This is a genomic window from Streptomyces sp. NPDC104367 (assembly GCF_055583825.1).
The window spans coordinates 243,987-266,402 of the sequence record NZ_JBVJND010000008.1 but is presented as its reverse complement, the minus strand read 5'-3'; the positions used below and the strand labels follow the sequence as shown (position 1 = coordinate 266,402).

The 22,416-nt window shown below is 71.6% G+C and carries 19 protein-coding genes and 1 tRNA gene; 9 read left to right on the top strand and 11 right to left on the bottom strand.

The genetic code is table 11. From position 1 onward, the window contains the following. Nucleotides 1–13: 13 nt before the first annotated feature. Entirely contained in the window at nt 14–874 is an 861-nt protein-coding gene (locus tag ACZ619_RS14990; protein ID WP_469598642.1) for a DUF4429 domain-containing protein, read from the top strand. A gap of 58 nt (nt 875–932) precedes the next feature. Here ACZ619_RS14990 and ACZ619_RS14985 read toward each other — a convergent pair whose 3' ends face one another. Next, nucleotides 933–2,498: a purple acid phosphatase family protein gene (locus ACZ619_RS14985; protein WP_469598641.1), complete on the bottom strand. Its 1,566-nt coding sequence runs from the start codon at nt 2,496–2,498 to the stop codon at nt 933–935. A 165-nt stretch (nt 2,499–2,663) separates the two neighbouring features. On the opposite strand from ACZ619_RS14985, the gene ACZ619_RS14980 reads away from it, so the two are divergent. Continuing rightward, nucleotides 2,664–2,921 carry a hypothetical protein gene (locus tag ACZ619_RS14980; RefSeq protein WP_469598639.1) on the top strand — a complete coding sequence of 86 codons (258 nt, stop codon included), beginning with the start codon at nt 2,664–2,666 and terminating at the stop codon, nt 2,919–2,921. A 20-nt stretch (nt 2,922–2,941) separates the two neighbouring features. Further along, nucleotides 2,942–4,759: a glutamine--fructose-6-phosphate transaminase (isomerizing) gene (gene glmS / locus ACZ619_RS14975; RefSeq protein ID WP_469598637.1), complete on the top strand. Its 1,818-nt coding sequence runs from the start codon at nt 2,942–2,944 to the stop codon at nt 4,757–4,759. 145 nt (nt 4,760–4,904) lie between these two features. Here glmS and ACZ619_RS14970 read toward each other — a convergent pair whose 3' ends face one another. Both ACZ619_RS14970 and ACZ619_RS14965 read right to left on the bottom strand, forming a co-directional pair. Further along, nucleotides 4,905–5,471: a GPR1/FUN34/YaaH family transporter gene (locus ACZ619_RS14970; protein ID WP_469598635.1), complete on the bottom strand. Its 567-nt coding sequence runs from the start codon at nt 5,469–5,471 to the stop codon at nt 4,905–4,907. Nucleotides 5,472–5,625: 154 nt separating this feature from the next. Next, nucleotides 5,626–6,153 carry a universal stress protein gene (locus ACZ619_RS14965; RefSeq protein WP_469598633.1) on the bottom strand — a complete coding sequence of 176 codons (528 nt, stop codon included), beginning with the start codon at nt 6,151–6,153 and terminating at the stop codon, nt 5,626–5,628. A 344-nt stretch (nt 6,154–6,497) separates the two neighbouring features. Here ACZ619_RS14965 and ACZ619_RS14960 point away from each other — a divergent pair, with 344 nt between their 5' ends. From ACZ619_RS14960 to ACZ619_RS14945, 4 genes are all read left to right on the top strand, one after another. Continuing rightward, a complete protein-coding gene (locus ACZ619_RS14960; RefSeq protein ID WP_469598632.1) occupies nt 6,498–6,755 on the top strand; it encodes a hypothetical protein in 258 nt (85 codons plus the stop codon). A 378-nt stretch (nt 6,756–7,133) separates the two neighbouring features. Continuing rightward, entirely contained in the window at nt 7,134–8,306 is a 1,173-nt protein-coding gene (locus ACZ619_RS14955; RefSeq protein ID WP_469598630.1) for a helix-turn-helix domain-containing protein, read from the top strand. Nucleotides 8,307–8,435: 129 nt separating this feature from the next. Further along, nucleotides 8,436–9,038, top strand: a complete 603-nt coding sequence (gene orn, locus ACZ619_RS14950) for an oligoribonuclease (RefSeq protein ID WP_469598628.1) — start codon at nt 8,436–8,438, stop codon at nt 9,036–9,038. A 114-nt stretch (nt 9,039–9,152) separates the two neighbouring features. After that, a tRNA-His gene (locus ACZ619_RS14945) sits at nt 9,153–9,225 on the top strand. A 104-nt stretch (nt 9,226–9,329) separates the two neighbouring features. Here ACZ619_RS14945 and ACZ619_RS14940 read toward each other — a convergent pair. The 5 genes from ACZ619_RS14940 to ACZ619_RS14920 form a co-directional block, all read right to left on the bottom strand. After that, nucleotides 9,330–10,385, bottom strand: a complete 1,056-nt coding sequence (locus tag ACZ619_RS14940) for a LacI family DNA-binding transcriptional regulator (protein WP_469598626.1) — start codon at nt 10,383–10,385, stop codon at nt 9,330–9,332. Between the two features lie 106 nt (nt 10,386–10,491). Beyond that, on the bottom strand, nt 10,492–11,949 hold the full coding sequence (locus tag ACZ619_RS14935) for a GH1 family beta-glucosidase (protein ID WP_469598624.1): 1,458 nt from the start codon (nt 11,947–11,949) through the stop codon (nt 10,492–10,494). A 202-nt stretch (nt 11,950–12,151) separates the two neighbouring features. Further along, nucleotides 12,152–13,072, bottom strand: coding sequence for a carbohydrate ABC transporter permease (locus tag ACZ619_RS14930; RefSeq protein ID WP_469598623.1), 921 nt, complete (start codon nt 13,070–13,072; stop codon nt 12,152–12,154). A gap of 13 nt (nt 13,073–13,085) precedes the next feature. Continuing rightward, on the bottom strand, nt 13,086–14,078 hold the full coding sequence (locus ACZ619_RS14925) for a carbohydrate ABC transporter permease (protein ID WP_469598621.1): 993 nt from the start codon (nt 14,076–14,078) through the stop codon (nt 13,086–13,088). A 183-nt stretch (nt 14,079–14,261) separates the two neighbouring features. Then, nucleotides 14,262–15,578 (bottom strand): ABC transporter substrate-binding protein, encoded by a 1,317-nt coding sequence (locus ACZ619_RS14920; RefSeq protein ID WP_469598619.1) that lies wholly within the window; start codon nt 15,576–15,578, stop codon nt 14,262–14,264. 674 nt (nt 15,579–16,252) lie between these two features. On the opposite strand from ACZ619_RS14920, the gene ACZ619_RS14915 reads away from it, so the two are divergent. Then, nucleotides 16,253–17,674 carry a GH1 family beta-glucosidase gene (locus ACZ619_RS14915; protein ID WP_469598617.1) on the top strand — a complete coding sequence of 474 codons (1,422 nt, stop codon included), beginning with the start codon at nt 16,253–16,255 and terminating at the stop codon, nt 17,672–17,674. A gap of 193 nt (nt 17,675–17,867) precedes the next feature. Then, a complete protein-coding gene (locus tag ACZ619_RS14910; RefSeq protein WP_469598615.1) occupies nt 17,868–18,554 on the top strand; it encodes a hypothetical protein in 687 nt (228 codons plus the stop codon). 108 nt (nt 18,555–18,662) lie between these two features. Here the strand turns inward: ACZ619_RS14910 and ACZ619_RS14905 are convergent, their stop codons facing one another. The 3 genes from ACZ619_RS14905 to ACZ619_RS14895 form a co-directional block, all read right to left on the bottom strand. Further along, nucleotides 18,663–20,165 carry a glycoside hydrolase family 18 protein gene (locus ACZ619_RS14905; protein ID WP_469598613.1) on the bottom strand — a complete coding sequence of 501 codons (1,503 nt, stop codon included), beginning with the start codon at nt 20,163–20,165 and terminating at the stop codon, nt 18,663–18,665. Nucleotides 20,166–20,298: 133 nt separating this feature from the next. Next, entirely contained in the window at nt 20,299–21,693 is a 1,395-nt protein-coding gene (locus tag ACZ619_RS14900) for a sensor histidine kinase (RefSeq protein ID WP_469598611.1), read from the bottom strand. Beyond that, nucleotides 21,690–22,400, bottom strand: a complete 711-nt coding sequence (locus tag ACZ619_RS14895) for a response regulator transcription factor (RefSeq protein ID WP_469598609.1) — start codon at nt 22,398–22,400, stop codon at nt 21,690–21,692. Before ACZ619_RS14895 ends, ACZ619_RS14900 begins: the two co-directional genes overlap by 4 nt. Nucleotides 22,401–22,416 lie beyond the last annotated feature (16 nt).

Here is a 22,416-nt window from a genome sequence, read left to right as displayed (position 1 = left end):
CCAGAATCCCCTCATGGCGGAAATCATCCAGAAGGACGGGATCTGGGTCTTCGTCCAGGATGCCCTGCGGCTGACGCCGGGGCGGGACAGGGGCGTCGGCGCACTGCGCCGGGCCCTGGGTGAACTGGTCGTCCCGCTGGCCGCGTTGGCGGGCGTGTCGTTCGAGCGGGGCCGGCGGTCCGGGCGGCTCGGGCTGCGGCTGCGGGACGGCGCCGACCCGCTGCTGCACGCCACCGGGGGCCGCCTCGCCGAACCCCACGACCCCTACCGGCTGACGGTGGAGCCGGACCGGTACGGGGTCGCCGAGTACTTCACGGAGGCGGTGCGGGACGCGCTGCTGCTGGAGCGGGTCCCGGGCACGCCGGTGAGCGAGTACCTGCTGCCGGGGCCGCGGCTGCCGCTGTCGGTCTCCGCCGGGGACGGCACCGCCTCGTTCGACGGGGAGCGGGTGCGCCTGGAGTGGAACTGGAGGACCGAGGACGCCAAGGCCGCTTCCGGCCCCCGCACACTGGACCTGGCGGACATCCTCGGGGTCGAGTGGCAGCCGTCCGCCGGGCTGGCCAACGGCCATCTGCGGTTCCGGGTGCGCGGCGCCCCGGCGGGGACCCGGGCCACGTACGACCCGAACGCGGTGGAGCTGTGGGGGTTCGGGCGGGACCCGCTGATGGCGCTGGTCGCGGCGGCGGTGCAGGCGCGGCTGCCGCATCCGTCGCGGGCCGCTGCGGCGGACGTGCCGCGGCGGCCCGACGCGCCGGAGGCCGACCACGACGCGCTGCTGCGGCGGCTGCGCGAGCTGGGCGAGCTGCGGCGCGCGGGGGTGCTCACCGACGAGGAGTTCACGACGGCCAAGCAGGCGGTCCTCAGGCGCATGTGACGCGGGTGACGCGTACGGCGCGGGCGAGGGCCGCCTGCCGGTCTTCGCCGGGCTGCGGCTACTTGGCCCTGCGGGCGACGGTGAAGTGGTCGATGCGGTCGCCGGTCTCGGCGATGCCCGACACGTTCAGCCTGGCGTAGTGGCCGCGCGCGGCGGGCTCCACGTCGACGCGCAGGAACGAGTAGTTGAGGTAGCGCACCCGGGACCAGGTGACGGTCTCGTTGACCTTGCCGTCCTTGGTGTTGACGAAGGAGGCGACGGAGTCGACCTCGTTCGGGTGGCCCTCGTAGGAGTCGGGGGCGGTGAACGCGTAGAGGCTGCGGCCGGCCGCGCCCGCGGTGACGTAGACGACGCCCTCGGTCTCGGAGTAGGCCGTCTCGCCGATCGGGAGCTTCTTGACGACCGCGCCGCCCTTGATGACGTCGGTGCGCTCGTACTGGTGGTTGTGGCCGTTGATGACCAGGTCCACCGTGTACTTCTCGAACAGCGGCACCCACTCCTGTCGCACACCGCCCTCCGAGGCGTGCGCCGTGGAGGTGCAGTAGGCGCAGTGGTGGAAGAACACGATGACGAAGTCGATGTCCTTCGCGGCGCGGAACTTCTTCAGCTGGCCCTCGAACCAGGTGGTCTGGGTGCCGCCCGAGATACCGAGGTTGGCCGGGATCTCGAAGGAGACGTCGTTCGGGTCGAGCGAGATGATCGCCGTGTTGCCGTAGACGAAGGAGTAGACGCCGGGCAGGTTCGCCTTGTCCGGGCCGTTGTCGGGGAGGGTGAAGCGGGCCTCCTCGCCGCCGTAGCCGTTGGGCGAGTACCAGGCCTCCATGTCGTGGTTGCCGTACGACACCATCCACGGCACGGACTTGGCGACGGACTCGGTCTGGGCGAGGAACTGGTCCCAGGTGCGCGAGTCGAAGCCGCTGTCGGTGCTCTTGCCCTGGCCGGCCGGGTCGGCGTAGGCGATGTCGCCGGCGTGCAGGTGGAAGCTGGGGTTCTGGCCGAGGATCAGGGCGTCGTTGGCCAGGCCGTGGTAGCTGACGCCCTGGTCGCCGAAGGCCGTGAAGGTGAACGGCGTCTTGCGGTCGGGCGCGGTGGTGAAGGTGCCCAGGGTGCCCAGCAGGTGGGCCTCGGCCGGGTCGAAGCCCTCGTGGCCGACGCCGTAGTAGTAGGTCCTGCCGGGGCGCAGGTTGGCCAGCTGGGCGTGCAGGTAGTACTGGGTGTGGTCGGCGCTGGCGCCGACGCCGGCCGGGGTGTGGAGGGTACGGAGCTCGGCCGGGATCTTGCGCGAGAGGTCCCAGGGGTGGGCGCCGACGCGCACGAAGGGCTTCTTGACGGCGACGGGGACCTGCCAGGAGATCGTCATCTCCGTGGCGGCGTCGTTGCCGAAGGCGAGGTGGCGGCCGAACGGGGCGACGAGGGCGCCGTCGACCTGCTCGGCGGCGGGGGCGGAGGAGCGGGTGGGAACGGCGGCCTGGGCGGTGCCACCGAGCACGAACGAGCCGCCCGTGACGGCGCCGACGGTGACGGCACCGCCCCTGATCATGGAGCGCCGGGAGAACTTGGCGCGGAGGTACTCGTGCTGCTCGGCCATGCTCATGCGGTCGGCGAGCTCATCGGGTACGCCCATACGAGGAATGTCCATGGCGTCTGAAAGTCGTCTCCACAAACGACGTGGCGCAAGACACAGGATGGACAGGCTGCGAACAGCACCCCATAAGAGTTTCAACAGGGCCATGCCCGGAATCGGGCAGGATTCTTGCGAAACCGGCCACGGTGCTCCAGGATCAACCGGGTGCACGACGAACTTGTTGATCACCTGACACGGTCCACGCCCCTCAGCCGGGGCGAGGCCCTGCGGGTGATACAGGACGTGCTCGCCTACTTCGACGAGACGGCCGGGGACTACGTCCGGCGCCGCCACCGCGAACTCCAGGCGGAAGGCCTGGTGAACACGGAGATCTTCGACCGGATCGCGGCGGATCTGAAGTACAGGGCGGTCGCCCCGCCGGAGCTCACCCTCCGGCAGCTGCGCCGCATGGTCTACGGCTGAGGAATACGGAACACCTATATATGTGCGGAATTGTCGGATACATCGGTAAGCGCGATGTCGCCCCCCTCCTCCTGGAGGGCCTCCAGCGGCTGGAATACCGCGGTTACGACTCGGCGGGCATCGTCATCACCTCCCCGAAGACGGCCGGCCTGAAGATGGTCAAGGCCAAGGGCCGGGTCCGCGACCTGGAGGCGAAGGTCCCGGCGCGCTTCAAGGGCACGACCGGTATCGCCCACACCCGCTGGGCCACCCACGGCGCGCCCTCCGACATGAACGCCCACCCGCACATGTCGGCCGACCAGAAGGTCGCCGTCGTGCACAACGGCATCATCGACAACGCCGCCGAGCTGCGCCGCAAGCTGGAGGCGGACGGCGTCGAGTTCCTCTCCGAGACCGACACCGAGGTCCTCACCCACCTGATCGCCCGCTCCCAGGCGGAGACGCTGGAGGAGAAGGTCCGCCAGGCGCTGCGCCTGATCGAGGGCACCTACGGCATCGCGGTCATGCACGCCGACTTCTCCGAGCGCATCGTGGTGGCCCGCAACGGCTCCCCGGTGGTCCTCGGCATCGGCGACAAGGAGATGTTCGTCGCCTCGGACATCGCGGCGCTGGTCGCCCACACCCGTCAGATAGTGACCCTCGACGACGGCGAGATGGCCACCCTCAAGGCCGACGACTTCCGCACCTACACCACCGAGGGCACCCGGACGACGGCCGAGCCGACCACCGTGGAGTGGGAGGCCGAGTCGTACGACATGGGCGGCCACGACACGTACATGCACAAGGAGATCTTCGAGCAGCCCGACGCGGTCGACCGCGTGCTGCGCGGCCGCATCGACGACCGCTTCTCCACCGTGCACCTCGGCGGCCTCAACCTGGACGCCCGGGACGCGCGCGCCGTGCGCCGGGTCAAGATCCTCGGCTGCGGCACCTCGTACCACGCGGGCATGATCGGCGCCCAGATGATCGAGGAGCTGGCCCGCATCCCGGCCGACGCCGAGCCGGCCTCCGAGTTCCGCTACCGCAACCCGGTCGTCGACCCGGACACCCTGTACATCGCCGTCTCCCAGTCCGGTGAGACGTACGACGTGCTGGCCGCCGTGCAGGAGCTGAAGCGCAAGGGCGCGCGGGTGCTGGGCGTGGTGAACGTGGTGGGTTCGGCGATCGCGCGGGAGGCGGACGGCGGCACGTACGTGCACGCGGGTCCCGAGGTCTGCGTGGTCTCCACGAAGTGCTTCACGAACACGACGGTGGCGTTCGCGCTGCTCGCGCTCCACCTGGGCCGCATCCGGGACCTGTCGGTCCGCGACGGCAAGCGGATCATCGAGGGCCTGCGCAAGCTGCCGGCCCAGATCTCGGAGATCCTCGCGCAGGAGGCGGAGATCGAGAAGCTGGCCGCGGAGTACGCCGAGGCCCGCTCGATGCTCTTCATCGGCCGCGTCCGGGGCTACCCGGTGGCCCGCGAGGCGTCCCTGAAGCTGAAGGAGGTCTCCTACATCCACGCGGAGGCCTACCCGGCGTCCGAGCTGAAGCACGGTCCGCTGGCGCTGATCGAGCCGGCCCTGCCCACGGTGGCGATCGTCCCCGACGACGACCTCCTGGAGAAGAACCGCGCGGCCCTGGAGGAGATCAAGGCCCGCAGCGGCAGGATCCTCGCGGTGGCCCACCGGCACCAGGAGAAGGCCGACCGCACGATCGTCGTCCCGAAGAACGAGGACGAGCTGGACCCGATCCTGATGGGCATCCCCCTCCAACTCCTCGCGTACCACACGGCGAAGGCCCTGGGCCGCGACATCGACAAGCCGCGCAACCTCGCGAAGTCGGTGACGGTGGAGTAGGACGGCCGCATGGTCCGTGCGGGTGCGTGGGGGCCGGCCGCAGCGGGCCGGACGGCCGAGCGGACCCCCATGTGTGCCATGAGGCCACAGGGGGTCCGCTCTATGTGTCGCCGGGGCCGCCCGACTTCCCCGGCGTCGGCTGCCTTCAGCCGGCGGCCGTCACCCCCCGGCCGGCAGCCCGCCTCGGAAGCGCCGTCGGCCAGTGCGCGAGCGCGGCCGTCGCGGCGTACCAGGCCGCCGCTCCCGCCGCCGCGGCAACCCACCCGCCGACCTTGGTCAGTGACGAACTGTCCGCGAAGCTCGCGACGGCGAGGAGCAGCATCGCCAGGAACAGCAGCCCGTGCACGGCTTGTCCGAGCGTGTCGCCGCCCGCGAGGGCCAACGACAGGGCGACGAGGGCGAAGAGGAGCAGGAAGAGCCCGGCACCGTTGGCCGAGGCGGGGCCGCCCGCCGAGACGGCCCAGGTGAACCAGAGGGCGCCGAGGGCCACTTGGCCCGTACCGTTCACGGTGTCACGGTCCCGGAAGGCCAGCAGGCCGACGAGGAGGAGGGCGACTCCGCCCACATAGTGGGCGACTGACACGGCGTCGGAGGCGGTGACACCGTCGATCACGCCGGTGGTTCCGAGGCCGAACGCCAACAGGGTGATCCCCAGGGCGAGTCGGCCGGCCACGGTGGTGGTTCCGCTTCCCGCGGAGACGTCGTTGTCCACGGCGGGCTCCCTTCATGCTTGGTGCAGTTGCGCGCGGTGACCGATATATGCCCTTCACAAGGGCACAAACACCTCTACGCGCCAGTAGTTTTACGCACCGCGCAAAAGGGGCCGTACCGCGCCCGTTCCCCATCCCACCTGGGAGGACGGGGAGTCACGGAATGACGATGACGGGCCGCTTGGCCCGCTTGGCGAGCCGTCCGGCGACGGAGCCGAAGATCCGGCCGACGATACCGTGCGTGGACCCCACCACGATCGCGTCGGCCTCGTACTCCCGCCCCACTTCCTCGAGTTCGTGGCAGATGTCTCCGCCGCGCTCGACGAGGATCCAGGGCACCTCCGACAGGTAGTCGGCACAGGCGAGTTCGAGTCCGAGCACCTCGGTGCGGTGGTCCGGGACGTCGACGAAGACGGGTGGCTCGCAGCCGGCCCACACGGTGGTGGGCAGTCGGTTGGCGACGTGGACGATGATCAGCCCCGTGCGGGAGCGATGGGCCATCCCGATCGCGTAGGCGAGGGCGCGCTCGCTGGAGGTGGAGCCGTCGAAGCCGACGACCACCCCGTGCTTGAAGGCAGGATCGCAGGAAGGGCGTGAGTCTTCCGCCGCCAGGGCATCGGCCGCCGTGGGGTCGGCGACCGGCCGCTTGCGGTCCGCTGGATCGAAGAATTCGTGACCGGCCATGGCTGTCTCGGCGTTGTGATCCTTGTGTAGGGGAGGGGCGGCATGTGCGGCGGAGCTGTGTCCGGGAAACATCTTCCCAACCCCATACCCCCAAGGGTACGGCGGCACGCCTCCTCAGCCCAGATCCCGCGCACGCTCCGCAGGAGGGACCCTCCGGAGTGGGTTAGGGGTTCCCCGGAGCATGCACGAGCCGCGCCCGTAACGCAATGGTTGCTGCCCCGTACAGGCGGTTTGCACAGGATTCGGACAGCGCGACGGGCCCGCGCACGGTGACCGACCGCTCGAACACGCGTTGATCCCGGGTACGAGTGCACCACATGGGAGTACGACAAGGGAGTACGACGATGTCCGGACCGTGTCCCACCCCCGAGCCCACGCCCGCCCAGGACCCCGCGGGCGACGTGGTCCGCTGGGCCGTGTTCTCCTGTGTGCTCGTGCCCGTGGTCCTGCTCTGGTACGGCACCTCGCTGGCCGGCGCGGCCGGTACCGCGCTGGGGCTGGCGGCCGTCACCACCGCGTGCCGGTTCCTGCTGCGCCGCTCGGAGCGCGGGGCGGCCCGGGGAGGCACACGTCACACCGGGAGCACTACACCGGTCGACTGACCGGTTTCCGTGCACACGAACGCTTCTTTTCAGCCAACTTCCCGACCCTGCGCAAGAGGCGCCCCGACCACCCCCCAACCCCCGTTCCACCTGCACGGAAAGGGTCCGGAAGGACCCACGCACCCTACGCGGTTTGGCCACTGCCACGAGGCGCACTTCCCTGCACGGCCCGTGAGTGCAACCCTTCGTGATCGAATGCTTCACGCCAAGTTGTCATGTCGACAATCGGCGGCGTGTCGAACTGGTCAACGCGACACCGCGGGAACCAGTAGATTCGATCTTGACTGTCTTACGGCGGGGGACTCGTGCAGGACCGAGGGGAAACGTGCAGGAGCGACACAACCGAGGAGCCGCGACCACCGAGGGGGGCTTAGCAGTATGAGCCACGACTCCACTGCCGCGCCGGAAGCCGCGGCCCGGAAACTGTCCGGGCGACGCCGCAAGGAGATCGTCGCGGTGCTGCTGTTCAGCGGCGGCCCCATCTTCGAGAGTTCCATACCGCTGTCGGTGTTCGGGATAGACCGCCAGGACGCCGGCGTACCCCGTTACCGGCTGCTGGTGTGCGGAGGCGAGGAAGGCCCGCTGCGCACCACGGGAGGCCTGGAACTCACCGCGCCGCACGGCCTGGAGGCGATCTCGCGGGCCGGCACGGTCGTCGTACCGGCCTGGCGCTCGATCACCGCGCCGCCGCCCGAGGACGCTCTCGACGCACTGCGCCGTGCCCACGAGGAGGGCGCGCGCATCGTCGGGCTGTGCACGGGCGCGTTCGTGCTGGCAGCCGCCGGCCTGCTGGACGGCCGCCCGGCCACCACCCACTGGATGTACGCGCCGACACTGGCCAAGCGCTACCCGTCGGTCCACGTCGACCCGCGAGAGCTGTTCGTGGACGACGGCGACGTACTGACCTCGGCCGGTACCGCGGCCGGGATCGACCTCTGCCTCCACATCGTGCGGACGGACCACGGCAACGAGGCGGCCGGTGCGCTCGCCCGCCGCCTGGTGGTCCCGCCCCGCCGCTCCGGCGGTCAGGAGCGCTACCTGGACCGCTCTTTACCAGAGGAGATCGGCGCCGACCCGCTCGCCGAGGTCGTCGCCTGGGCGCTGGAGCACCTCCACGAACAGTTCGACGTGGAGACACTGGCGGCGAGGGCGTACATGTCGCGACGCACCTTCGACCGCCGCTTCCGCTCGCTCACGGGATCGGCCCCCCTGCAGTGGCTGATCACGCAGCGGGTGCTGCAGGCCCAGCGCCTCCTGGAGACGTCGGACTACTCGGTGGACGAGGTCGCGGGCCGCTGCGGCTTCCGCTCCCCCGTCGCGCTGCGCGGCCACTTCCGGCGCCAGCTGGGCTCGTCCCCGGCCGCGTACCGGGCGGCGTACCGCGCGCGCCGGCCGCAGGCCGAGCGGGCCGACACCCCGGAGCCGGCCGCACTGGCACCGACGGGTCCGCTCGCGGTCCCGTACCCCGAGGGGGTCCTGCCGATGCAGACCCGCAGGACGGCGGCGATGGGCCTGTCGCCCAGCCTGCCGGGCCCCCGCACGGGCAGCTGATCCACCGCACCGCCCATCCGGCCAGGCCGGGTGGGCGGTCGCCGTTCGCGGGGTCCCGTCCGCGACGTCGCCCACAAGGTCGCCGCACGGTCGGTTCAGGTCACGGCGGCGCGCCGTAAGGTTAGACACATGAACGATCGCATGGTGTGGATCGACTGCGAGATGACCGGCCTCTCGCTGTCGGACGACGCGCTCATCGAGGTGGCCGCACTGGTAACCGACTCCGAGCTGAACGTGCTCGGCGAGGGCGTGGACATCGTCATCCGTCCGCCGGCCAAGGCCCTGGAGACGATGCCGGAGGTGGTGCGCCAGATGCACACCAGCTCCGGACTCCTCGACGAGCTGGCCGGCGGCACGACGCTGGCCGAGGCCGAGGAACAGGTCCTGGCCTACGTCCGGGAGCACGTGAAGGAGCCCGGCAAGGCCCCGCTGTGCGGAAACTCCGTCGGCACCGACCGCGGCTTCCTGGCCCGGGACATGACCGCCCTGGAGGGCTACCTCCACTACCGGATCGTCGACGTGTCGAGCGTCAAGGAGCTCGCCCGGCGCTGGTACCCGCGGGCGTACTTCAACAGCCCGGAGAAGAACGGCAACCACCGCGCCCTCGCCGACATCCGCGAGTCGATCGCGGAACTGCGCTACTACCGCGAGGCCATCTTCGTGCCGCAGCCCGGCCCGGACTCCGACACCGCGCGGACCATCGCGGCCCGGCACGTCCTGCCTGCGGAATAGCCGCCGGGGAGGCCCTCGGAAGGGCTCCCCGAAAGCCGTGCGCGAGCACCCCTTCGGACCCTGTACACTTTTTCTCGGCCGGTCGGAAAGACCACGGAATGACTGCCGGTCGTGGTGGGTGTAGCTCAGCTGGTAGAGCACCTGGTTGTGGTCCAGGATGCCGCGGGTTCGAGTCCCGTCACTCACCCTGCACCGTCAGCCGGTGACCTCGTCGAAAGACGGGTCACCGGCTGACTTGCTTTCGGGGCACGGCCGGCCCGGGTGACCGCCCCCGGGCCGCCCCGGCCGGGGCTAGGAGGACGCCCGGGCCACCAGTTCCGTCGGGAGCACCGCGTGCCGGCGTTCCGGGCCGCGGGCGGCGGCGGGGCGGCGGTCGGCGATCTCCGCCAGCAGCAGGTCGATCATCGCCCGGCCCATCTCCTCGATGGGCTGGCGGACGCTGGTGAGCGGCGGCTCCATGTGCCGGGCGATGGCCGAGTCGTCGTAGCCGACGAGCGCCACGTCCTCGGGGATACGGCGGCCCGTCTCGCGCAGCACCCGCCGGGCACCGGCCGCCATCACGTCCGAACCGGCGAACACCGCGTCCAGACCCGGACTGCGCTCCAGCAGCCTGGTCATCGCGCGCCGGCCGCCCTCCTCGGTGAAGTCGCCCGGTTCCACGAGGAGTTCGTCCTCGGAGCGGCCCGCGTCCAGCAGCGCCTCGCGGTAGCCGTCGACGCGGCGCTGGGCGCCGTACACGTCCAGCCGGCCGGTGATGTGGGCGATGGTGCCGCGGCCGCGTGCCAGCAGGTGCTCCACGGCCGACCGGGCGCCGCCGTAGTTGTCGGAGTCCACCGAGGTCAGCGTCTCCGTCGCCGAGCGCGGACCGCTGATCACGGCCGGGATCTCCAGCTGCGCGAGCAGGTCGGGCAGCGGGTCGTCGGCGTGCACCGAGACGAGGAGCACGCCGTCGACCCGGTGCGCGGCCAGGTACTGGGCGAGCCGCTGCCGCTCCCGGTCGCTGCCCGCGAAGATCAGCAGCAACTGCAGCTCGGTGTCGGAGAGTTCGGCACCGACACCGCTGAGCATGTCGGAGAAGTACGGCTCCGCGAAGAACCGGGTCTCCGGCTCGGGAACGACCAGCGCGATCGCGTCCGTGCGGTTGGCGGCCAGCGCGCGGGCGGCGGTGTTGGGGACGTAGCCGAGCTCGTGCACGGCCGCCTCCACGGCCGCCCGGGTCGCGTCGCTGACCCGGGGCGAACCGTTGATCACCCGGGACACCGTGCCGCGGCCCACGCCTGCCTTGGCGGCGACCTCCTCCAGGGTCGGCCGCCGGGCCCCCCGGCTCCGCTCACCCTTGACCGTCATGGTCGCCGCCTTCCGTTCGCAGCCTTCAGGCCAGGAATGTAACAGCCGTGGCCGGGCCGCTCCCGGCCCCGTCGCCCGCGGCCGACCGGGCCCGGGCCGTGGCGGGTCAGCCCTGCTCACCGCCTTCCGGCAGCGCGTTCCGGCGGATCACCTCCGCGTACCAGTGTGCGCTCGCCTTGGGGATGCGTCGCTGGGTCGAGTAGTCGACGTAGACGGCTCCGAAGCGCTTGGAGTAGCCGTAGGACCACTCGAAGTTGTCCAGCAGGGACCACAGGAAGTAGCCGCGCACGTCCGCCCCGTCGGCGACGGCCTGCCGGACGGCGTCCAGGTGGGAGTGGAGGTAGGCGATCCGCTGCGGGTCGTTCACCCGGCCCTCGGGCGAGATGTAGTCGTCGAAGGCGGCGCCGTTCTCGGTGACCATCAGCGCCAGCTCCGGGTGGGAGGCGGCCAGGTCGGTCAGCAGGGTGTGCAGCCCGCTCGCGTCGATGGCCCAGTTCATCGCGGTGAGCTGGTTGTTGGCGAGGTGGAAGGCGACGTCGCCGGCGCCGGTCCACGGCGAGTGGTCGCTCGCGCCGTGGCCGTCGTCCCGGGTGCTGGCGGCGCCTTCGGGGGCCGCGGAGACCACGGTCGGCGCGTAGTAGTTGACGCCGAGCAGGTCGATGGGGCGGTTGATCTCCGCCAGGTCGCCGTCGTGCACCAGCTCCGCCCAGTCGACGATGTGCGCGGTGTCGGCGAGCAGGTCCTCGGGGTAGGCCCCGTCCAGGATCGGGCCGGTGAAGATCCGGTTGCCGACCGCGTCGATACGGCGGGCTGCCTCGGCGTCCGCGGGGCTGTCGCCGAGCGGGCGCACCTGGTGCAGGTTGAGGGTGATGGAGGTCTGCGCGGTCGACGGCAGGTTCTCCCGGAGCACGCCGACCGCCTGCCCGTGGGCCAGGTTCAGGTGGTGGGCGGCGCGCAGGGTGGCGGCCGGGTCGGTGCGGCCCGGTGCGTGCACACCGGAGCCGTAGCCCAGGAACGCGGTGCACCAGGGCTCGTTGAGGGTGGTCCAGACCCCGACGCGGTCGCCCAGGGCGCGGGCCATGATCTCGGCGTAGTCGGCGAAGCGGTGCGCGGTGTCGCGCTGCGGCCAGCCGCCCGCGTCCTCCAGCTCCTGGGGCAGGTCCCAGTGGTAGAGGGTGGCGACGGGGGTGATGCCCGCCCCGAGGAGCTCGTCGGTGAGCCGGCGGTAGAAGTCCAGGCCGCGCTCGACGGCGGGCCCCCGGCCGGTGGGCTGCACCCGCGACCAGGACACGGAGAACCGGTAGGCCTTCAGGCCCAGGTCCTTCATCAGCGCCACGTCGTCGCGGTACAGGTGGTAGTGGTCGGCGGCGATGTCCCCGGTGTCGCCGTTGCGGACCTTCCCGGGGGTGTGGCTGAAGGTGTCCCAGATGGACGGGGTGCGGCCGTCCTCGGCGGCGGCGCCCTCCACCTGGTAGGCGGCGGTGGCGGCCCCCCAGACGAAGCCGGGCGGGAAGGAGGTGTGCAAGGCCGACTGGGCAGTGGTCTCGGTTCGTACGGCGGTCATGGTGAGAGCGCTCCCGAAGTGGCGTGGGGAAGGACGGGGGGAAGGGGCCGGACAGGGGTCCGGGGGCCTGACGCGGGCGGTGTCCGGACGGGACGGGCCGCACGCGGGGGCGCCCCGCCGGGTACGGCCCGTGTGCGGGGCGGGCCGTACCGGACGGCGGGGCAGGGACGGCGGGGGACGGCGGGGCCGCGGCGGCCGGGCGTCAGCCCTTGACGGCGCCCGCCATGATGCCGCCGACGATCTGCTTGCCGAAGATCACGAAGACCAGCAGCAGTGGCAGGGTGCTGATCAGGGCGCCGGCCATGACGATGCTCTGGTCGGGGGTGTAGGAGGCGCTGAGCTGTCCGAGCGCGACCTGGAGGGTGGGGTTCTCCTGGTTCAGCGCGAGGAAGGGCCAGAAGAAGTCGTTCCACGCCTGGACGAAGGTGAGCATGCCCAGCACCATCATCGCGGGGCGGGCCGCGGGCAGGACCACGTTCCACACGATGCGGATGTTGGTCGCGCCGTCCACCTTGGCCGCCTCGATGAGCTCGTAGGGCAGGGCCTCCAGCAGGTACTGGCGCATGAAGAAGACGCCGAAGGCGCCGACCAGGGTCGGGAAGATCACCGACTCCAGTTTTCCGCCCCAGCCGATGTCCGCCATCATCATGAACAGCGGGACCACGCTGAGCTGCGGCGGGATCGTCAGGGTGGCGATGACCGCGGTCATCAGGGCGCCCCGGCCGCGGAAGCGCATCTTGGCGAAGGCGTAGCCGGCCAGCGTGCAGAAGAACAGGGTGGCCGCGGTGATGCAGCCCGCCACGATGACGCTGTTGACGATGGCCTTGCCGAGGTGCGCCTGGTCCCAGGCGGTCTGGAGGTTGGTCCAGAGTCTGCCGCCGGGCAGCAGCGGCGGCGGGCTGTCGAGGACCCGCTGCTGGTCGTGCGAGGCGGCGACCAGGGTCCAGTACAGCGGGAAGATCGAGCCCAGGCCGACGATGATCAGCGCGGTGTAGGTGAGGGGGCCGCCCTTGAGCTGCTGCCCGGCGCCGAGCTTGAGACGGACGCGGTTCCTGCCCTGGGAGGCGACCGGCGGCGCCGGGTCGAGGCCCGGCACGGTCTTGGTGGGGCTGGTCGTGGTCATCGATTCGCTCCCGTCAGGCCGCGCTCTTGCGCACGAACCGGCCGACGATCAGGTTGATCAGGGCGATGAGCAGCAGCAGGGCGAGCATGGCCCAGGCCACCGCCGCGGCGGGACCGAGGTGACCCAGCTTCCAGCCGTAGTTGAAGAGGTAGATGCTGAGGGTCTCGTACTGGTGCTCGCTGCCGCCGGTGGAGCCGAGCGTGCCGCCCTGGAGCAGCAGCGGCTCACCGAACAGCTGCATGGAGCCGATGGTCGAGATGACGATGGTGAACAGGATCGTCGGCCGCAGCGAGGGGATGGTCACCTTGCGGAACTGCTGCCAGCGGGTCGCCCCGTCGATGGAGGCGGCCTCGTACAGGTCGGTGGGCACGGCCTGCATGGCGGCCAGGTAGATCAGGGCGTTGTAGCCGGTCCAGCGCCAGATCACGATGACCGAGATGGCGATCTTCGAGGTCCATTCGCCGTTGCCCCAGTCGGTGTTGCCGATGCCGACGAAGTGCAGCACCCAGTTGAGGATGCCGCCGTCGGCCCGGAACACCAGGGCGAAGACGAGGGCCGCGGTGGCCACGGAGGTGGCGTACGGGGTGAGGATGACCGTCCGCCAGAACGTGCTGGCGCGCAGCTTGTAGTTGAGCAGGTGGGCGAGGCCGAGGGCGACGAGCAGCTGCGGGACGGTCGAGATGACGCCGATCAGGAAGGTGTTCGTGACGGCCGTCCAGAACTCCGAGTCCTGGAGGATCTTGGTGAAGTTGTCGAAGCCGACCCACTCGGAGGTGTTGAGGCTCGTCATCTCCACCCGGTGCAGGGCGATCCAGCCCGTGTAGAGGAGCGGGTAGAGCCCGAAGGCGCCGAAGACGAGGAAGAAGGGGGCGATGTAGGCGTACGGGGACGCGAGGTCGTCGAAGCGCCACAGCCGGCTGCGCCAGGTGCCGCGGCCGTTCGGCGCGGCACCGGAGCCGCCGGCGGGCGGGGTGGGGGCACCCCGTGTGGGGGTTGTGGTTGCCACGGGGGAGTTCCTTCCTGGGGTTGCGACCGGGTGGCGAAGACGATGACGACACGACGGAAACCGCCGGATCGGCGGGCGGTGTCGGGGCGGGTTGCCGCCGAGTGGCGCGCGGCCCGCCGGTGGCGGGTCCGCGCGCCGCGGGGCGGTGCGGGCGGCCGGTCGGGCCGTCCGCACCGCCGGTCGTCAGCCGATCGCCTTGTCGATCGCCTCGGTCGCGGCCTTCCACGCGTCGGCGGGCTTGGTGCCCCGCTGCTCCATGTTGTTGATCTGCGTGGAGATCGTGTCCTTGATCGTCGCGTCCTTCGGGCCGAGCACCGCCTCGGGGATGGACTTGGCCTCGTCGGCGTAGATCTCGCCGACGGGCGCGTCGTTGAAGTACGGGAGCTTGGCGCTCTTCACGCTGTCGAGGTCGTACGCGCCCTTGTTCGACGGGAAGACGCCGATCGCCTTGAAGACCTCGGCCTGCTGCTCGGCCGCGGTCAGCCACTTGACGAGCGCGGCGGCCTCCTTGGTGTGCTTGCCGCTCTTGGGCACGGCCAGGAAGGAGCCGCCCCAGTTGGCGGCGGTCGAACCGGGCGCCTTGGCGATGTCCCACTTGCCCTTGTAGGCGTCACCGGAGTTGGTGGAGATCTGGCCCGCCATCCAGGCGGGGCACGCCACCGTGGCCACGGTGCCCTTGCGCAGGGCCGCGGTCCAGGCGTCGGTGAACTGCGGCAGACCCTGGGTCAGCTTCTTCGACGCGGCCTCGGCGGCCAGGTTCCAGCCCTGCTGCACGGAGGGGCTGTCCTTGTAGATCGCCTTGCCGTCGGCGTCGTAGTACTGCTGCGCGGAGGAGCTGACGACCGCGTTGTACATGGCGCTCGCGGAGTCCATGAAGTAGGTCCCGGACGGGGCCTTCTTCTTGTACTGCTCGCCGAGCTTGAGGTAGTCCTCCCAGCCGCCCGCGACGGCCTTGGCGACGGAGTCGCGGTCGCTGGGCAGACCCGCCTTGTCGAACAGGTCCTTGCGATAGCACAGGGACATCGGGCCGATGTCGGTGCCGGCGCCTATGACCGTGCCGTCCGCCGCGGTGGCCTGCTTCTCCTTCCAGGAGACCCAGTCGTTCACGTCGATCGTCTTGCTCAGGTCGGTGAACTTGGCCGCCTGGGTGTCGACGACCTCCTTGATGCGGCCCACCTCGATGCCGGTGACGTCCGCCAGGCCGCTGCCCGTGTTCAGCTGCTGAAGGAGCTTGGGGTAGTAGTCCTGCTCGTTGGCGGTGGTCTCTTCCTTGACCGTGATGTTCGGGTGCAGCTTGTGGTACTTCGCGAACAGGTCGGCCTCCTTGTAGCCGAACTGCCCGAAGTCCGCCACCGTGAGAGTGATGTTCCCGTTGGAGTCCGAGGCGTCCGAGTCGCTGTCGCTGCTGCAACCGGTCAGCAGCAGTGCCGAGGCGGTCAGGACCGATGTGGTCAGGGCCGCCGCTCTGCGGCCGCGACGACCGGTACGGGTGATACGCATTCCACTACTCCTTGTTCCAGTGGGGAACGGGATCTCAGGAATCGGGCCGCCGGGGTCCGACGGTCCTGACCTGCCCTCTCGGTGCGAGCAGCGGCCAGCCCACAGCACGCGGCGTGCGGTGAAAAGGTGCTGGTCAACGGGGTGCGATAACGGCAGAGGGAAGGGCCATGGGGTGGTTCGCTCCACACGGGAGAGATTCCCCCGACTGCCCGTGGGACCGCTCCCACGCGGCATGCCGGAAGACTGGTTCCTGCCGGGCCAGCTGTCAAGACTTGAAAACGGCGTTGTTGCGCAAGCGTGTTCCGTACGTCACGGGAACGTGTCGCACCGCCGGGTTTCACCGGCCGGACATCGGCGCGTCTCCCCGAGGAATCACGCAGGTCACAGAGGCGCATATCCCAGGCGTCACAGACGTCGCAGGTCGGGACGGGGTGGTGCGGCCCTTCCCCCGGCGAGGAGGGGAACCTCCGGAACCGCTCACCGAGAGGTGAACGGAGGGCTTTTCGGGGCTGTCGCCGACGGGGTGCGCGGGGCGCGGGGGACGGCAGGGGCGGGTGCGTCCGGTGCGGGCAGCTGCGGCGCGAGGGGCGGGCCGGAGCGCGGGCGGGTGCGGACCCTTTGCCGTGGGAGCGCTCCCATGCATAATGGGGCCCACCGACTATGGGAGCGCTTCCATGCCCGATCCGTTGACCGAGAGCTTTCCTCCGGCCTTCCTCTGGGGTGCCGCTACCTCCGCCTACCAGATCGAGGGGGCGGTGCGGGAGGACGGCCGGACCGCCTCCATCTGGGACACCTTCAGCCACACGCCGGGCAAGACGGTCGACGGCGACCACGGTGACATCGCCGTCGACCACTACCACCGCTACCGCGACGACGTGGCGCTGATGGCGGACCTGGGCCTGACCGCGTACCGCTTCTCGGTCTCCTGGTCCCGGGTGCAGCCGACCGGCCGCGGCCCGGCGGTCCAGGTGGGCCTGGACTTCTACCGGCGCCTGGTGGACGAGCTGCTCGCGAAGGGCATCAAGCCCGCGATCACCCTCTACCACTGGGATCTGCCGCAGGAGCTGGAGGACGCGGGCGGCTGGCCGGAGCGGGACACCGCGGCGCGCTTCGCCGAGTACGCGCGGATCGTCGGCGAGGCGCTCGGCGACCGGGTCGACCAGTGGATCACCCTCAACGAACCCTGGTGCAGCGCCTTCCTGGGCTACGGCGCCGGCGTGCACGCCCCCGGCCGGACCGACCCGGCGGCCGCGCTGCGCGCCGCGCACCACCTCAACCTGGCGCACGGACTGGGCGCCTCGGCCCTGCGCTCGGTGCTGCCGGCCCGCGGCCGGGTGGGGATCAGCCTCAACTCCTCGGTGGTGCGGCCGCTCTCGCAGGACCCCGCCGACCTGGCCGCGGCCCGCAGGATCGACGACCTGGCCAACGGCGTCTTCCACGGCCCGGTGCTGCACGGCGCGTACCCGGCGACGCTGCTGGAGGCGACCTCGTCGGTCACCGACTGGTCGTACGTCCTCGACGGCGACACCGACGCGATCCGGCAGCCGCTGGACCTGCTCGGGCTCAACTACTACACGCCGGCGCTGGTGTCGGCCGGGAACCGCGCACCGGCCGGACCCCGCGCGGACGGCCACGGGGGCGGCGCCTCGCCGTGGCCGGCGGCGGACGACGTGGCCTTCCACCAGACGCCGGGCGAGCGCACCGAGATGGGCTGGACGGTCGACCCGTCCGGGCTGCACGAGCTGATCATGCGGTACTCGCGCGAGGCGCCCGGCCTGCCGCTGTACATCACGGAGAACGGCGCCGCCTACGAGGACAAGGTGGACGCCGACGGCCGGGTGCACGACCCGGAGCGGATCGCCTACCTGCGCGGCCACCTGGCGGCGGTGCGGCGGGCGGTCGCCGACGGCGCGGACGTGCGCGGGTACTACCTGTGGTCGCTGATGGACAACTTCGAGTGGGCGTACGGCTATGCCAAGCGGTTCGGCATGGTGCACGTCGACTACGGGACGCTGGCGCGGACGCCGAAGTCCAGCGCCCGCTGGTACGGGGAGGTGGCCCGCACGGGCACGCTGCCGGAGGTTCCGGTGGCGTGACCCGGCGGCGTTCCGGGGGGCGTTGGGGCGCCCCCCGGAACACCCCGTCCCCTTCCCGGCCGGTGCCGTGCCCTCGCGCATCGTCCTCCGCATCTCACAGGAACCGCTCAGCCTTCGATCAGCGGCCTCTCAACTCCGGGGCGTCTCATGGGACGCACGAGGTGATCGCGCCTCGGGGACATCGGAGGACGTCATGGGTTTCATCGCGCTGGTGACGCTGGCGCTGGTCGTCGCCGCGGTGGTGGCCTTGGCCGGCCGGAACCGGCAGCGGGCCGCGACGGGTGCCGGGCGGACGGCGCAGCAGGACTTCACCGCCGACGCCGGGGCCGAGGCCACCCGCTGGGTGGACCGGCTGGGCGGCGGCCTCGCGACGCTGGACGCGGGCGACGAGCGGGCGGCCCGGCAGGCGCTGGCGGACGCGGCGGAACGGCACCGCGCGGCGCAGAACCAGCTGGCGACGGCGTACACCCCGGCGCAGTACGCGCTGGTGACGCAGACCGCGGTGGAGGGCCTGCACTACGTGCGGGCGGCCCGTACCGCCCTGGGTCTCGACCCGGGTCCGGCGCTGCCCCCGATGGGCTCGGCGACGGCGGGGCAGCAGGTGTCGGTGGGCGGCCAGACGTACACGTCCTCGGACCGGCCGGGCGCCGGGACTCCTTACTACTACCCGGGCGGCTCGGTCGGCGGCCGTACCGTCCCCGGCGGCTGGTACAGCACGCCGTGGTGGAAGACGGCCCTGGTCGCGGGTGCGGCGGGGGTGGGCGGCATGCTCCTGGCCGACGCGATCTTCGACGGCTTCCACCACCACGGTCCTCCCATGGGCGGCGGGCCCGGCGGACCGGGCGGGTTCGGGGGCTTCGGCGGACCGGGGATCTTCTAGGGCGCGAAGGGGTGTGCGACGGGCGGGTGACGGGTGTGCGACGGGCGGGGCCGGTGGAACCGGCCCCGCCCGTCGGGGTGTGCGCGGCCGTGCCTGGTGGCGGCGGGGTCAGCCGATCGCGGCGAAGGCCTTCGAGAAGGCGTACTTGTCCTGGACGATCGAGCTGCACGTGGCGTCGGCGGTGGACTTGGCGCCGCCGGAGCACTGCTGGTCGCGGGTGGCCGACCACATGGAGAGCCAGCCGAGGCCCTTGGACTTGGCGAAGGCGACCAGTTCGGTGGCGTCGTCGACCTTGAAGACCTCGGTGGAGACGTCGTTGACGCCGATCATCGGGGTGACCGCGACCGTCTTCCAGGCGGCGGTGTCGGAGAGCCCGAGGACGCTCTTGACCTGGGCCTGGGTGGCGGTGGCCGCCTGGGTGGCGTACGTGCCCATGTCGCCGCTGTAGGAGGCGCCGTAGTCCATCGCCATGATGTTGACGGTGCTGATCTTCACGCCGTTGGCCTTGGCGTTGGAGAGCAGGTTCACGCCGTCCTGGGTGAGGCCCTCGGGCATGACCGGGAGGGTGAAGGAGACGTCCAGGTCCGGGTGGGCGGCCTGGAGCTTGGCGATGGCCTTCGCCCGGTTGGTGTTCGCCGTGGTGTTGGGCAGCGCGCCGCCCTCCACGTCGAAGTCGACCTTGGTCAGGTTGTAGGCGTCCACGGCCTTGCCGTACGCCGCGGCCAGCGCGTCCGCCGAGGAGCAGGTGGTGGCGAGCTCGGAGCCGGAGGCGCCGCCGAAGGAGACCCGGACGTCACCGCCCTTGGCGCGCAGCGAGCCGATCTGGGCGGCCACGGCGTCACTGGCCAGGTCCGTGACCCCGCCCCACTTGGGGGTGCAGCCGCCGCCGTCGGTGACGAAGGCGAGGTTGTAGTTCTTCACGCCCGTGGCGTCGGCGGCCGCGAGCAGGTCGAACGCCGGGTAGAGGGAGGTGTCGACGTACGGGGCGAAGCCGGCGGAGGTGGTGGTGCCGGACCCGGTGCCGCTGCTCTGGCTCGGCGAGGCGGTGGCCGTGGCGGTGGCGGTGGCGGTGGCGGACGCCGTGGCCGAGGCGGACGCCGTGGCCGAGGCCGTCGGGGTGGCGGTGGCCGTCGGGGTCGAGGTCGCGGTGGTGCTCGGGCGGCCGCTGGGCTCCGGGGTGGCGGTGCCGTCGGCGGAGCAGCTCGCGTTGTCGATCCGGCAACCGGTCGGGTCGCCGCTGCCGTTGACCACGAAGCCGACGGTGTCCGACGCGCCGGCCGCCAGCCCGTCCGTCTCCCACTTCGGCGGCTTGACGGTGACGTGCTGGCCGCTGACGGTGTACTCGGCGTTCCACAGGGAGCTGATCTTCGCCCCGGCCGGCAGGTCGAACTCCAGCGTCCAGTCCTTCTCCGTCGCCCCGCTGTTGTTGGTGACGACGTACTGCGCGGTGTACCCGGTCGACCAGTCGCTGGTCTTCGTGTACGCGGCGCCGACCCCGGCGGCCTGCGCGATGCCGGTGAACAGGAAGGCCCCGCCGCCGACGACGGCCGCCGCGACGAATCCGCCTATCGCCTTGTTCCTGCCACTGATTCTGCGCCGGTGCGTGCTCATGCGCGTGCCTGCCTTCGCCTGCCGAATGGGGTGGGGTGCGGCAGCACGCTAGCGACCGGGAACCGGACAAACGGCCTGATAGGGACGGCCGTCGGGGATCTTAGGGTGCGCTTAAGGAAGGCATCGGGACCGATTAAAGGTCGAGACCAATCTTCCGGGTCCGGCGCCCGGTGCGACGGCGCCGCACGCTCCCTCGGTGCCCCTTGCGCTCCGGTTTCCGGCCGTCGAGCTGGATCCAGATCCGCACCTCGGTCCCGCCGAGCACCGACGAGCCGATCCGCACGTCGCCGCCGGTCGACTCGGCGAGCCTGCGCACGATGTCCAGCCCGAGTCCGGTCGACCCGGCCGCCCCGGACCCGCGCCCGCGGGCCATCGCCGCCTCGGGATCCCGGATGCCGTGCCCGGCGTCCGAGACCAGCACGATCACCGCGTCCTCGCCGTTGTGCACGTCGACCGCGAAGGCGGTGCCCTCGGCGGTGTGCCGGAACACGTTGCCGAGCAACGCGTCCAGCGCGGCGGCCAGATCGGTCCGGGCGACGGGGATGCGCACCGGCCGGTCGACGCCGGCCAGCCGCCACTTGCGGCCCTCGTCCTCCGCGAGCGCCGACCAGAACCCCATCCGCTCGCGCACCACCTCGGCCGCGTCGCACCCGGCGCCCGGTCCGACCGCCGCGGTCTGCGGCTTGGCCTCCCGGGCGGTACGGATGATGGTGTCGACCTCCCGCTCCAGCTGCGCGACGGCGGCCCGGGTCTGGTCGGCGGCCGGGCCGTCCCCGAGCGAGGCGGCGTTCAGCCGCAGCACGGTGAGCGGGGTGCGCAGCCGGTGGGACAGGTCCGCGGCCAGCTCCCGCTCGTTGGCGAGGAGTTGGACGACCTGGTCGGCCATCGAGTTGAACGCGACGGCCGCCAGCCGCAGTTCGGCCGGGCCGTCCTCCGGCACCCGCGACCCCAGCTTGCCCTCCCCCAGTTCGTGCGCGCCCTCGGCCAGCCGCTGGGCGGGCTGCACCATCCGTACGCCCAGCCGGTCGGCGACCGCGACCGAGCCGACGACCAGCGCCAGGCCGACGGCGGCCAGCACCGCCCAGGCCGTGCCGACGCCGTGTCTGACCTCGGACTCGGGGACGTAGACCTCGACGACCGCGATGGCGCCGGTGCCGAGCGCGACCGGCTGCAACAGGGTGGACCCGCCGGCGACTTCGGTGGTGGACGCCCTGCCCAGCCTGCGCACGGCCGAGATGTCCCGGTCGGCGGCGCGCCGGCGGCCGATGTCGACGGCGGCGGCGCCCCCGGCCGCGGGTATGTGCACGGCCATGCCCTGGTCGGCGCCGGCCGAGGCCACCACCCGCTCCAGTTTGTCCCGGTCGGTGGTGATGGACAGGGCGGGGGCGACGGCAGCGGCCTCCCGCTCGGCGTTGGAGAAGGCGCGGTCGCGGGCCATCTCCTTGACGACCAGTCCGAGCGGCACCGCGAAGGCGACCACGACCATCGCGGTGACCGCCAGACAGACCTTGACCAGTGCCCATCTCATCCGACCGGCCCCGCTTCCCCGCCCGGCGGCTCCAGCTTCACCCCGACCCCGCGCAGGGTGTGCAGATAGCGCGGCCGGGCCGCGGTCTCCCCCAGCTTCCTGCGCAGCCACGACAGATGCACATCGATGGTCTGGTCGTCCCCGTAGGACTGCTGCCAGACCTCCGCCAGCAGTTCCCTGCGCGGGACGACGACCCCCGGCCGGCCGGCCAGGAAGGCCAGCAGGTCGAACTCACGCCGGGTCAGGTCGAGCCGCGCCCCGTCCAGCTCGGCCTGCCGGCGCAGCGGATCGACGGTCAGTCCGCCGACCCGCAGCACGCTGGACGGTGCCGGCTCGCCGCCGCCGGACCGGGCCCGGCGCAGCACGGCGGCGATCCGCGCCGACAGGTGCTCGACGGAGAACGGCTTCGTCAGGTAGTCGTCCGCACCGGCGTTGAGCAGCCGGACGACCTCCGTCTCGTCGTCGCGCGCGGTCGCGATGATGACGGGCACGTCGGTGATGCCGCGCAGCATCTTCAGCGCCTCGGAGCCGTCCAGGTCCGGCAGTCCGAGGTCCAGGATGACCACGTCGAAACGGAGATGGGCGACCTCGCGCAGCGCCTCCAGTGCCGTACCGACACTGCGCACGGTGTGCGAGGCGTCGGTGAGATGCCGGATGAGCGCCGAGCGTACGAACTGGTCGTCCTCGACCACGAGCACACTTGCCATGCGCCGCACCGTACGC